Consider the following 12731-nt stretch of genomic DNA (forward strand, 5'->3'; position numbering starts at 1 on the left):
CCTCCTGTTGAGCGCTGCCGACGAGGTATAATCAGCATGCGACTAATTCGTTTACGTACGGTTTCGACTACCGGCCTTACCGCGCGGTTACCCGTGCCGGAATACCGGCCTTCCGCAAAACGTCTGCGAGATGGCTGGTTAAGCCGATTCTGCGGTCGAGGGTAATTCCCGTATCTGGTGCCAGGCTGGTGGCCAGCAACCTAAGCGCCTCTAGCCCCTTGGACACTTCGAACTCGACCCACGCCTCCGCGTCTCCCGGCACTATCGTATCACCTTCCGAAACACTCGCACCACTGTGCAATTGTACAATCCAAAGTTCCTGGCCGTCAAAGACCCATTCGAACCTGGTAGCTCCAAGAATTTCACGCAAGCGATCGTGAAACTCGCGCACCCTTGCCAGCACTCGGTCAGGAACCGGTTCGGGATCTGCAAGCCCGACCATGAGACGGTCACCCGTTCCCTTGACGCCTTCTACCACTAGGCCACCACTCTGTGTCTCGATGGCTGCGCCGGACCAGTGAGCCGCAACGCTCATCTGTGATAGGACCGAAGAAATCGCCGTGCCTTCGGGGTCCTCGTTTTGCAGCAGGGCAAACGGATCTTGCCAGCCCCGCGCCGTTGTGAACTTTCCTGGCACTTGCTCCTTGGGACTGGTCCTAATCCAGACTTCGTAGAGACCCGTAGCCCGGCCAAACGAGAAAGGGGCAACGCGTCTACCTATCACCGTGGTCCTCGGAACCGGGAAGTCGTTTATATCCGCGATTAGGAGTCCATATGTCTTGTCGCCGATCATGCGGCTGAAGTCATTGGGCCACTCGGCCTTAATAGTTATCGGTGGGATAATTTCATGAGAATGCTCCCAAAAAACCACGTTATTCTGCTTCCAGCCCCGCGGTCGCGGATGCAGACTGAATTCGAGGCGCCCTCTCCGGCCAGCCGTGAAATCGACATCCACTCCGTAGACTGTTTGGAAAAGCCTGACAGCCCAATCTGTTGGAAGCCGTGCGAAGCCTGGCTTCTCGACGCCGCGGGGGGTCATGTCGGGTCGGAATTCGACCACGTCGCCCATCACAACTCCCGAAACGCCACCATCCGAAACATCAACGGTCTCATTGACGATCGTGAACGCCCCCTCGCTACCCATGCGTTCAACGGCCTCTACGGCGAGAGTAACGTTATCGATACCGTAGATAAATTCGCGGCTTTGCGTTTGATGGACACTGAAGCTGCGAACATTCACCGTGCCCTCAGAACTGCGTTCGAAAAGGGCCTGGATCGCTTCGGTAACCGAACTGAACCGATGGTTAGCCCTAAAGCCTGCGATCCGGCAGAACTGCTGCAGAAGGCCCTCCGATGCCGGAGCGAAGCTTACGAATTGAGCAACATTGAATGTTTGCGCGAGCTGATCCAACGTTTCGTCTTTTCTGAAGACCGCCACGTCAGGTTGACTAGATTTGTTCAGGGGACCGCCCAACGTCACTTCCTTATACTACAATGCCTAGGGATTAACCCGTCGTGAAATGTATCCTATCTGGTACTTTCACAATGGCCAAATGACGTTCGCTTACGCCTTCGCGATCTCCCCAGCTTTGATGGCGAATTTGAACATACGTCAAATCGACAGAGCTGACGGACTCGGCGCTCCCAGCTGCCCGAAGCACCTAGGAGAGCAGTGCATTTCTAGCATGCCACTAGTCTGGAACAAATAGAGAACAAAAGGATGTTTGTCAACTATGCAAAGTCAACTGCAATCCGAATTGTCGGAGTCGATAAACAACACCTTCTTGGCGCAGTGGCTTGGGCTTGATTGCCCCCGATGATGATGGAATCGATCTCGATACAAGCAGCCGCGTCTCCACTCACCGCCGAGTCATTCAGCACAAACAGGCGATCATAGTGGTAGCCGTAAATGCATTCCTACCCAGGAGAGCCATTTTCGGTGAACATGTCAAATTGCGGTCCTGATGTAAAAAAGTGGTTGATTTTACCTTACGACTGCAAATTGCACTTCTTAAGTAAAAAGCCACAGCAGTTTTGCTCCGGCGTTCTCAGTTAATGCATTGTTTAGGTTAACGTTTTTTATATAACAGCAGCTATATGCAATTTAACTTCTGCTTTTCACTATAAACCGAACAGTGTGACGCGGGAGCCTCCCTTGGAACGGCTATCGATATGTAAAATATACCTCTGGTCATCCAAAGGCCCCGTTTACCTTGTATTTCGGGCGTTTTGTCGCTCGTAGAGATGCCCTCTCGCCAATTATCGGCATTTTCAAACGACCATTTTCTAATCACTTCCGATATTGTACAAAGGCCTTGTAAAGCGAAATATATGTCGATATAACTCGATTCCATCGACATGTTTTGTAGATATGTCGATCCTATCGACATGTTCTGATGACGTGTCGACCAATCTCGGGAACATCGACATGCCGTTTCAAGCGCAACGCCCGTATAACGACCTTCCTCTTCTGCCACCACAACAGGATGTAGAAACAAAAGTAGTCTTGAAAGCATGCATTGAAGCACGAGCAGCGTTGGCGGAGCTTCGAGTTTCGGGCCAGCTTATTCCAAACCAGGCAGTTCTTATCAACTCGATTCCACTCCTGGAGGCTCAGGCAAGTTCTGAAATCGAGAACATCGTGACGACAACAGACCAGCTCTTCCGCTTCGTTAACGACACCGGAAATCATGCGGATGCTACGACCAAGGAAGCTCTGCGTTATCGCACAGCTCTCCATCAAGGTTTCCTTATGCTGGAACAGAGACCAGTTTCCACCTCCGTCGCAATTGAAGTTTGCCGGACGATCAAAGGCATTGATCTTGATGTTCGGGCGACTCCCGGAACAGCACTCATGAATGATGCAACGGGTGCTGTGATCTATACTCCGCCCGAAGGCAAAGCGCTGTTGCTGGAGAAACTGGCAAACTGGGAGCGTTATATACATGAGGCCGAAGAAATTGACCCTCTGATCCGCCTGGCAGTCATGCATTACCAGTTTGAGGCAATCCATCCCTTTACCGATGGCAACGGCAGAACCGGACGTGTGCTCAACCTCCTCTATCTCGTTGACAAAGGACTGTTGGAAATTCCCGTTCTCTATCTCAGCCGTTACATCATCCGCAACAAACCTGCCTATTATCAGCGGCTCCTGTCCGTAACGACCGATGGAGAGTGGGAGGGATGGATTCTCTTCATGTTGGAAGCTGTGCGGGACACAGCACATTGGTCGACCGAAAAAATTCGCTCCATTCGTAATTTGCTGGATGAAACGGCTTTGCGCATCCGCAATGAATTGCCAAAGATTTATTCCCGAGAGCTCGCGGAGATTATTTTCATCAATCCTTACTGCCGTATAGCTGATCTTGTGGGTGCTGGAATTGCCAAGAGGCAAGCTGCTGCCACCTATTTAAAGATGATTTCCGAAATAGGTGTTCTTGAAGAAATAAAATCTGGCCGGGAAAATCTATACATCAATCCCAAGCTGCTTCGGCTTCTGTCGGAGCGGAATGAGCTGAAAATTGCAGCGAAATGAAGCTCGTCCAATCCAAGCCACGTCTCATCGGATATGCCCGTGTTTCCACGGAAGATCAGTTGAGCGATCCTCAACTGATTGAGCTGCAGGCCGCCGGCTGTCACACGGTTTTTGAAGAGCGGGGCTCTGGCGCTTCCCGCGCGCGGCCAGTCCTGGCAAAGCTGATACGTGAGATGAATGCAGGAGAAGTTCTGGTTGTGGTTCGTCTGGACCGGCTGGCGCGTTCTGTCAGCCATCTGCTGCAGGTGATCGAACAACTGGAAGACAAGGGTGCACATTTTCGCTCGCTGAACGATCCGATCGATACCTCGACACCGCAAGGCATGTTTTCGCTGCAGGTTCTCGGCGCCGTTGCGCAGCTGGAGCGGGCATTGATCTCCGAACGCACCAAAGCAGGTATCAAGGCCGCCAAGGCCCGTGGCAAGCTTCCCGGCAATCCTGGTCTGCGCGCGCGGACACCTGAAGCCATTGCCAAGACATCACGGGCAAGAAAACGCGACCATCTGGCAGATCTGACTGCAACGATGCCTTCCTGGCTGCCGATCGTGCAGCGCATGCGTCCGGACCATCCTTGGGAAGATGTGACCCGAAGCCTCAACCGGGAAAGCGGGCAGAAATGGTCTGTCGATCGACTGCGTCGCTCGGTAAACCGTCTCGTGCATGAAGGCTTGGCCGATCCCGGATTGATCCGCCCCGCCCGCCGCCGCTTGCCGGAGGACCGGCTGATGTCTCTGATCACCGGCATTGCCAACGCCAATCCGGACCTCACCTTGCGTGACATTGCAGCCCAGCTTGAAGCGATGTACGAGCGTACACCGCGGGGATCGGCAACCTGGACGGCTTCTTCGGTCAAGCACCTGCTCGATCGATCCAGAAAGCTTGGCCTCATTACACAATAGTTTCGCCATCTGCTGATATCACTTCCGGAGTGCCCTTGTTACGTGTGAAACATTTTGGCTCGAACGGAGTTTGAGAACCATGAATGACATCGTTTGGCAGAAGACTGGTGTGGGAATGCAAGAGCCATCGCATGAATTTACAGCGATTGCGCCTAACGGCATTGATATCGGTCGTATCTATCGCATCGAAGGAGGCCCGTTCAACGGGCGCTGGCGCTGGATATTCCTGCTTGGCCATTCGCAATTTCGCCAAGGTATAATGAGCGGTCACCAGGCGTCAAAGCAACGAGCCAAAGAGCGGGTACAAAAGACCTACCAACTCTACCTTGAAACGCCGGGCAGTGACGGTGGCGGCCAAAGTCGAATACCGCTCAAAAAGCCCTCGGATCAAGCCCAGGCTATTTGAAGCCTGGTCGGCCATGAATAATGGCTATGCTACCTTGTAGACGGCTGCATTGTCCTGTAGTTCGCGCAGACCTTTGTAGGACGCATGCCTGAGGTTGCCATCATGGCTCCAGGCCCGGAATTTAATTTCCGCGATCAACGTTGGCAGGACGAATTGCACACCCTTTTCCTGGATCGGAACCGGTGGCTTGCCGGTCTTCAGCTTCTCCAGGTTCTTGCGAAGGGCTGTTGCCGTGCGTTGGCTAAACCCGGTGCCAACGCTGCCAACATAAACGAGATCATGGTCTTTCCAGGCCGCGAGCAGGAGACGCCCAATCCTGCCCCGGGCAAGGCTTGAAGGCTCCCAACCGATAATGAAGAAACTTTCGCTTTGCGTGCATTTGATCTTCAGCCAGTCGCCGCCCCGGCCACTGCTGTAAGAACTGTCTCTCCGCTTGGCGATGATGCCTTCAAGGCCGTGCCTGCAAGCCTCGGCGAGCAGAGTGGTGCCATCGCCTTCTATCGTTTCGGAATACTCGATGGTGCCATCGGCCTTTCCGATCAGATCTTCAAGCAGATGCCGGCGCGACGCCAGTTCCATGCTTCTCAGGTCATGCCCGTCCAAATAAAGCAGGTCGAAGGCATAAAACGAGGCTTCTTGCGATGTGCGCTTGCCACCTCGACCGCCGAGCGATTGCTGCAACAGGCCAAAGTCCGGCAGTCCATCGTCATCAAGGACGACGGCTTCGCCGTCGACAATAGCGGTCGCCACACCAAGGTTCCTTGCTGCTTCGGCAATTGCCGGAAAACGGTGGGTCCAGTCGTGCCCTCCCCTTGTGAGAATACGGATACCTTTGGGTTCGATATGAATGGCAAGCCGGTAACCGTCCCATTTGACCTCAAACAGCCAGTCCGGTCCTGTCGGTGGCCTTGTTTTGAGTAAAGCCAGACAGGGCTCCACACGCTCCGGCATGGGATCAAGTGACAGTTGCGGCTGCGCCGGATCACGACGCTTGAGCGGCCTGCTCTGCAAAGGACGCTCTGTTTGACGAAGCAGCGGTTGAGAGGACTGACGAGGAGTTTTTGCCATAACAATATTTCACGCAGAGATTGGCTAAAGAGTCGAGTCCTCGCGCATTCCGCCCCGAACCGGATTACTTCGGTACCATCTGCAGATGCGCTCCTGTTGCCCGGAGGGCCGCCATCAGCATGGGACCGACAGAGAACTCCCCTGCCCTCGCCTTTTCGGTCAGTACACGCAGATATCCGCCGGCCGAGTTGATGGTCTCGGTGCGCTGCAGCATGCAGGCAATGACAATGGCCGTATTTTCCTGCCCCAGAACATCAAGCGCCTCCTCGTAGGCCGAGGGCGAAATGCCGAGATAGCCCCGTACCTGCGCCGCGGTCATCAGCAGCTCACGCCAGCTGCCAATACCGCTGACGGCATAATCAGCGATTTCGGGGCAGGCTTTCATGACCAAGCCGAACGGATAGGTCTTTGCACCATTCTCATCTCCCTCGCCTTTCCGGGTTGGCTCAGGTTTTGGTCCTTGGTCTTTTCTAAAGCCAGGTTCAAATTCAATTATAGAGTTGGGTTTTGAATTCTGTTGCTGCGTCTCATAACGGGACTCATTGCCGCTCATATTTTCAGTATTTACATGCTGTTCCAGCAAGTTAGCCACTTCTTCATACAATGCAGCCAAATCGCCAAGGATCGGTTCCAGCACGGCAAGGCTCGCTTTGCGCGGCAGGGCGTCGACAAGAGTACGGAACTGACTCCAGATGGATCCCCAGTTACCCGGAACATCCTCGGCGACCGCAACCTCGATCAGTTTGGCAATATCGCGCCTGTGGAGCGTTATTCTCTCTCTCACCAGCCTCAGAGCCATGGAGGCAGCCCGAACGCTCTCTGCGGCCTGCTGCAGCTCTTCTGCGCGTGCCAGCAATGGCGCGAGGGAGAAGCCGAAGGCATCCGTGATCTCCCCTTCCCTGTCCTTGCGGGAATAACGCTTGCCGTTGGGACTGTCCTTGCGCGTGATCAAGCCACATTCGAGCAACGCCCCAAGGTGCCGGCGCAGTGTTGCCGGCGCCATACCGTGAGCGCGTAACGACAGCTGGGCATTGGATGGAAAGACAATCAATCCGTTTTCTTCCGAAAGCTCATTGTCCGGCAGAAACGACAGCAAGGCATTGAGGACGGCCAATGACCGGTCACCGACTCCTATGACTTCCTTGCCTTCACACAGCCAGCGATACACCTGCCACTTGTCGGCAATCTTTCCTTCTTCGATTTCCTGCGCCTGCGCCTGCGTTTTCAGTTGGCCAAGCGACATCGCCCGCCGCCCAAAGGGCGTCGTTATATGATGTCCAAGCATCTCCGTTCACCTTTCAAAAGGCAAAAGATTTCCGCTCGCCAAAACGACGTCAAAGACTCTTGACTATGATTCGAGGAAATGCGATTCTCTAGTTGCTAGACATGAGAAGGGCTTCCGCGACGGTAACGTTCGGGAGCTTTTTTCTTTTGCGGGTTAATCTCCTGTTTTTGCTACAGTTTCCGATTCCTTGAAGGCCCGGTAGAGCTCTTCAAGATTATCGGCAAGATATGCACCGAAGCGTGAGGCATCCTTGGCTTTAAGTGCCAACGTGAATGCTTTCCCACTATTCGTAATATTTGCTTTGAGCGCCTTGTCCGTCGATTGCCACATGCGCGCCATTGGCGGCTTTGCCTTGGCAGTTGGGTGGTTCGATTTGCTCAGCACATCGAAAAGTAGGCCGAAGCGCTCATCTGCATCGACAGCCGCCACGTCAACGGTCGAAAGGAACTTTTGGGCTTTCTCAATGCTTCCCGGTAGCTGCAGCAACTTCGAAAGCTGCCACCAGCGATCCCTGCCCGTTGCCTTCGCCGCACCAATTGCCAGGATTATATCTTCAGGAACAGAGCTGGACACAGTCTGCATCTTGGAGAAAGTCGTCGCATCAAGCGCGAGTGCAGATTTGATCACCGTCTGGTCATAGCCAAGATCGGCAAGTCGCTTGGCAAACAAGGTCCGCTCAATGAAGGATAGATTCGAACGTGCCGCGTTTTCCTGCCCTTGCGCAATGACGTGATCCTGATCTGCCAACGGCTTGACCACAGCACGGACCGATCGCCCAAGCACGCGAGCGGCTTTGACGCGGCGATGGCCAAAAACGATCTGATAACGGCCGGAAGCTGTCGGATGCGGACGCACCAAAATTGGCGTATCCTGCCCTCTCTCGCGTATGGCGGTTACGAGTTCCTGAAACGCCTCGTCGTCACCGTCAATGCGATCGGAAACAAACGATCCATCGACAATCTCAGGGTCAAGATCGACAACACTACCCTTCGCCAGCTCTTCAAACGAGCTTTTGATAGAACGGGACGCGCCGCTGACAACGTAAGACAGCGCATCGTTCCGGTCGCTATTTGCCGGTGCCGGGTTCATAACGCTGCTGAAAATGTCTTTACGAGCCATCTATCTGTCCTCGCCTGCAACCGATTGATTTGCTCGTAACAGCTCGATTTTTACCGCAGTAAATATCATCATCTCAACGCCCCCACGCACGGTGCACAAGAGTAGCGATTTCCGAATTCACAGCATCAAGCGATTCAATTGCCCGCTCATAGGTTGAGCGCGTGAAGCTTGTCTTTTCAACCTCGTACAGAGTCTGTTTCGTCAGGCCGGCATCCGAAACGGCCGTTGACTTCAGCATGGGATTGGCAAGGATTTCCTCCGCAAGCATTGACTGCATGAAGCCCACCATTTGAGCCTGCGGGATATCCGTCGGCTCATAGCGCGTGATGAGATAGCGGAACCAGTCGAGTTCGACTTTCGCGCCTGCCTGTTTAACCGTCTTGAGAATTCCGCCGAGCATAAGCAGGAATTGCGACATCGACATCAGATCAAGCATCTGCGGATGCACCGTGATCAAAACCGCTGTTGCTGCAGACATGGCAGTCAGTGTCAAATAACCGAGTTGCGGCGGGCAATCGACAACGACGACATCGTAATCGCTGTCGACTTCTTCCAGAGCTGCTGCAATGCGAGTGAAGAACTGACGGCCCTCGCGGGAAGATTTATCCTGCATAGCGAGCGGCGTGTCATATTCATATTCCTGCAATTCGAGGTTCGCAGGAATAATATCGAGCCCGGGGAAATTGGTGGGCAGGATAACGTCTGAGATGGGCTTACGCTCGTCGTCATACCGAATGGCTTCATAAAGCGACAGATTGCGGTCCAGCTCAGGCTGAAAGCCGTGCAATGCGGAAAGTGATGCCTGTGGATCAAGATCCACTGCAAGAACACGATGGCCCGTCAGCGCCAGATATTGCGACAGGTGAGCCGCCGTCGTTGTCTTGCCTGAACCGCCCTTGAAATTCACGACAGCGATAACCTGAAGCTTGTCACCAGCCTTGCGATGCGGAACGTACTTCTTAACTTCGGTGCGGCCATTACGATCAAGATAGTGACGCAGTTCAAGCATCTGCTCTGCCGTATAGGAACGGCGGCCAGATGATATCTGCGCAGGCACCGGTCCCTTGCCTTCAAGATGAAGCCGCTTAAGATTGTTCTGTGTCACACCAAGGTAATGGGCTACTTCCGCCATAGAAAATTGGCGCAGGGTCTTCTTGGCGTTCGGTGGAAATTTTTCCATCCGAAGCTGGTTTAACCGGCGTGAAATCTCCGCACCCTGATCAAGTATCTTTTCATCGAACTCGAACTTTGGCAGAGGCACTGCGATATTCATCGAAATCGAAACCTCTAATAGCGCTTTTTGAAAGCAATCGTCTTAACAACCGCTATTAAGCTCCGATTCGCAAATTACAGCAAGAAATTTAAGGGAAGGGGCATAGTCGTCTCATCCCTACTAACAACTAATACATCTAACAACTAATACATTTTGAAGAGCTTCAATAGGCATTAAGCGGACACAAAAAGCCCGGTAATTTACTGCAGTAAATTACCGGGCTATAACCACAGCGACAAGCTTTCAAGGGTCAGGATTCTCAACCTTTTTTCGGGACGTGTCGTCATCGACAAGCTCGTACCACATCGCATTCAACACCGCGAATGCTGCTGCAAAGGGTAATCCCAAAAGCCAAGCAAAATACCACATTTCATTCGCTCCTGATTAATATGCGTGACCGCTTTTGTCGCTGACTGTGGCATCATTCACCTTGCCCCACAAAACCTTGTAAACCCAGCTTGTGTAAGCAACGATCAGCGGAATGAAGATCGCTGACACCACCAGCATAATAAATAACGTCAGGTGGCTTGATGAGGCATCCCAAACCGTGAGGCTCGACTTTGGATCAAGCGATGATGGCAGAATGATCGGAAACATCGATACTCCAACTGTCGCTATGATGGAGGCAACCGAGAGGGCGCTCAACAGTATGGTGGAACCCTCGCGCCGCACCTTCAACCCAAAGAATGCAGCGATTGCACCCATGAAAGCCAGAACTGGCACGGCCAGCAGCCATGGTTGAGCGCTGTAATTGGCAAACCAGATCCCTTGCTCCATCACAACCGTCTTCATCAGCGGATTAGAGGGGGCTGCCTTGTCGATAAGACTGGTTATCCGGTATCCATCGATACCCATCCAGAGGAACAGTCCTGCCACGGCGAAGATTGCGATGGTCACAGATGCGGCGACCATTCCATAGCGCCTCGCCCTGTCTGCCACAGCCCCGGATGTCTTTATCATCAGCCACGCGCTGCCATGCATGACGAGCATTGCGACTGATAACAACCCGCACAGAAGGGCGAATGGGTTGAGCAGGTCGAAGAACGATCCCTCGTAGAAAATACGCAGCTCATTGTTGAAACGGAACGGCACACCCTGAAGCACATTACCTACGGCAACGCCGAAGATGAGCGCCGGCACAAAACCACCTACAAAAAGTGCCCAATCCCATGCGGAGCGCCAGCCAGCACTCTCGCGCTTGGAACGATATTTGAAGGCCACGGGGCGTAGGATCAGCGATGCCAATATTACGAACATGGCAAGGTAAAAGCCCGAGAACGACACGGCATAGAGTGGCGGCCACGCTGCGAATATCACACCACCGCCCACGATCAGCCACACCTGATTACCTTCCCAGATGGGACCTATCGTATTGATGACGACCCGGCGCTCCATATCATTCTTGGCGACAAAGGGCAGCAGGGCTCCAATCCCGAGGTCAAAACCATCGGTTACAGCGAATCCGATGAGGAGAGTTCCAAGCAGTATCCACCAGATTAGCCGAAGCGTTTCATAGTCGAGGAATTGATGCAGGATCATGATCGTCTACTCCGCCGGGACAATATGCGTGGAAATGAGTGCTGCTTCCGGCTCATGGTCTGGCTCAGGCCCTTTCCGGATCGCTTTCAGCATCAAGCCCATCTCGATGATGAAAAGCGTCGTGTAAATGACCACGAAACCGGCAATGGTGATGAGCAGGGATTTTGCACCCAAGTTGGAAACGGCAGCAGCGGTAGGCAGCACACCCTCGATGATCCAAGGTTGACGTCCGAACTCGGCAACAATCCATCCGAGTTCCGCTGCAATCCAGGGCAGGGGGATGGTGAAGACCGCAATACGCAGCAGGAAGGGATACGCATCAATCTTCCGGCGCACCGAGAGTATGAAGAACGTGAAAGTCAGCAGGATGAAAAACATTCCAAGTCCGACCATTATGCGGAATGACCAAAACAGTGTTGGCACATGAGGCACAGTATCCCATGCTGCCTTTGCGACCTGCTCATCGGAGGCTTGGCGCGGGTCATCTACATAACGCTTCAGAAGCAGGGCGTAGCCAAGATCAGCACCATTCGCTTCGAAAGCCTCACGAACGTCGGCACCAAGCTTTGTGGTGCTGCCTACCTCGCGAATTTTCTGAAGCGCATCATAGGCAACCAGACCTTTGCGAATTCTTGTTTCTGCATGCTCGACAAGATCTTCGATACCGGGAATGACTGTCGTTAGTGATCGTGTGCCTATCAGGCCCATGACCCACGGAATATGAACAGCATAATGCGTCTCACGTGCTTCCTGATCCGGAAACCCGAATGCCGTAAATGCGGCAGGGGCGGGTTCAGTTTTCCACATGGCTTCAATTGAAGCCAGCTTCATCTTCTGATGTTCCGTCGAGAGATAACCGCTTTCATCGCCAAGAACGACAACGGAGAGAGCGGACGCCAGGCCGAACGATGCGGCAATCGTCATTGACCGTTTGGCAATCTCAATATGCCTGCCTTTCAGCGCATACCATGCGGATACACCCAACACGAAGATCGAAGCAGTTACATAGCCTGCCGAAACCGTATGAACAAACTTTGCCTGCGCAACAGGGTTGAACAAAACCTCAAAGAAATCAGTGACTTCCATGCGCATTGTTTGCGGATTGAAGGCAGAGCCAACAGGGTTTTGCATCCATCCATTGGCAATCAAAATCCACAATGCAGAGAAGTTCGAGCCCGCCGCAACGGCCCAGGTGGCTGCGAGGTGGCCGACCTTGGAAAGCTTGTCCCAACCAAAGAAGAACAGCCCCACAAAAGTGGCTTCCAGAAAGAAAGCCATCAATCCCTCAATCGCCAGCGGCGCTCCGAATATGTCACCCACATAATGGCTGTAATAGCTCCAGTTCATGCCAAACTGGAATTCCATGACTATGCCTGTCGCGACACCGAGGGCAAAATTGATGCCAAACAAGGTGCCCCAGAATTTGGTCATCTGCCGCCAAATTACCCGGCCGGTCATAACATAAACCGTCTCCATGATAGCCAGTAGGACGGAAAGTCCCAGCGTCAGTGGCACGAACAGAAAATGGTAAAGAGCTGTGATCGCGAATTGCAGGCGTGAAAGCGCTACGATGTCGAGTTCCATTGCTTTGCGTCGGACTATCCGAC

Annotated in this window: 11 protein-coding genes; 3 read left to right on the plus strand and 8 right to left on the minus strand. The window is 53.3% G+C overall.

Annotated elements, in window-relative coordinates; all coding sequences use genetic code 11:
- Positions 1–76: 76 nt before the first annotated feature.
- Positions 77–1474 carry a hypothetical protein gene (locus tag ABKW30_RS28275; RefSeq protein ID WP_348602301.1) on the minus strand — a complete coding sequence of 466 codons (1398 nt, stop codon included), beginning with the start codon at positions 1472–1474 and terminating at the stop codon, positions 77–79.
- A 954-nt stretch (positions 1475–2428) separates the two neighbouring features.
- On the opposite strand from ABKW30_RS28275, the gene ABKW30_RS28280 reads away from it, so the two are divergent.
- The 3 genes from ABKW30_RS28280 to ABKW30_RS28290 all read left to right on the plus strand — a co-directional run bounded on the left by ABKW30_RS28280 (position 2429) and on the right by ABKW30_RS28290 (position 4840).
- Positions 2429–3535 (plus strand): Fic family protein, encoded by a 1107-nt coding sequence (locus ABKW30_RS28280; protein WP_348602302.1) that lies wholly within the window; start codon positions 2429–2431, stop codon positions 3533–3535.
- Positions 3532–4434 (plus strand): recombinase family protein, encoded by a 903-nt coding sequence (locus tag ABKW30_RS28285; RefSeq protein WP_348602303.1) that lies wholly within the window; start codon positions 3532–3534, stop codon positions 4432–4434. Before ABKW30_RS28280 ends, ABKW30_RS28285 begins: the two co-directional genes overlap by 4 nt.
- A 79-nt stretch (positions 4435–4513) precedes the next feature.
- Positions 4514–4840, plus strand: a complete 327-nt coding sequence (locus tag ABKW30_RS28290) for a hypothetical protein (RefSeq protein WP_348602304.1) — start codon at positions 4514–4516, stop codon at positions 4838–4840.
- A 24-nt stretch (positions 4841–4864) separates the two neighbouring features.
- Here the strand turns inward: ABKW30_RS28290 and ligD are convergent, their stop codons facing one another.
- The 7 genes from ligD to ABKW30_RS28325 all read right to left on the minus strand — a co-directional run bounded on the left by ligD (position 4865) and on the right by ABKW30_RS28325 (position 12708).
- A complete protein-coding gene (gene ligD / locus ABKW30_RS28295; protein ID WP_348602305.1) occupies positions 4865–5908 on the minus strand; it encodes a non-homologous end-joining DNA ligase in 1044 nt (347 codons plus the stop codon).
- Positions 5909–5972: 64 nt separating this feature from the next.
- Positions 5973–7193 carry a plasmid replication protein RepC gene (gene repC, locus ABKW30_RS28300; protein ID WP_348602306.1) on the minus strand — a complete coding sequence of 407 codons (1221 nt, stop codon included), beginning with the start codon at positions 7191–7193 and terminating at the stop codon, positions 5973–5975.
- A gap of 153 nt (positions 7194–7346) precedes the next feature.
- The gene (repB, locus tag ABKW30_RS28305; protein ID WP_348602307.1) at positions 7347–8312 is read right to left on the minus strand and encodes a plasmid partitioning protein RepB; all 966 of its coding nucleotides are present in this window, start codon (positions 8310–8312) and stop codon (positions 7347–7349) included.
- Positions 8313–8385: 73 nt separating this feature from the next.
- Positions 8386–9585 carry a plasmid partitioning protein RepA gene (repA, locus tag ABKW30_RS28310; protein ID WP_348602308.1) on the minus strand — a complete coding sequence of 400 codons (1200 nt, stop codon included), beginning with the start codon at positions 9583–9585 and terminating at the stop codon, positions 8386–8388.
- Positions 9586–9828: 243 nt separating this feature from the next.
- Positions 9829–9954 carry a cytochrome bd-I oxidase subunit CydX gene (gene cydX / locus ABKW30_RS28315; protein ID WP_348602309.1) on the minus strand — a complete coding sequence of 42 codons (126 nt, stop codon included), beginning with the start codon at positions 9952–9954 and terminating at the stop codon, positions 9829–9831.
- 15 nt (positions 9955–9969) lie between these two features.
- Positions 9970–11124, minus strand: coding sequence for a cytochrome d ubiquinol oxidase subunit II (cydB, locus tag ABKW30_RS28320; protein WP_348602310.1), 1155 nt, complete (start codon positions 11122–11124; stop codon positions 9970–9972).
- Positions 11125–11130: 6 nt separating this feature from the next.
- Complete coding sequence (locus ABKW30_RS28325; protein WP_348602311.1) at positions 11131–12708, minus strand: cytochrome ubiquinol oxidase subunit I; 1578 nt, start codon at positions 12706–12708, stop codon at positions 11131–11133.
- Between the last annotated feature and the right edge of the window lie 23 nt (positions 12709–12731).

This window comes from Phyllobacterium sp. SB3, from assembly GCF_040009165.1.
Classification (GTDB): Bacteria; Pseudomonadota; Alphaproteobacteria; order Rhizobiales; family Rhizobiaceae; genus Phyllobacterium.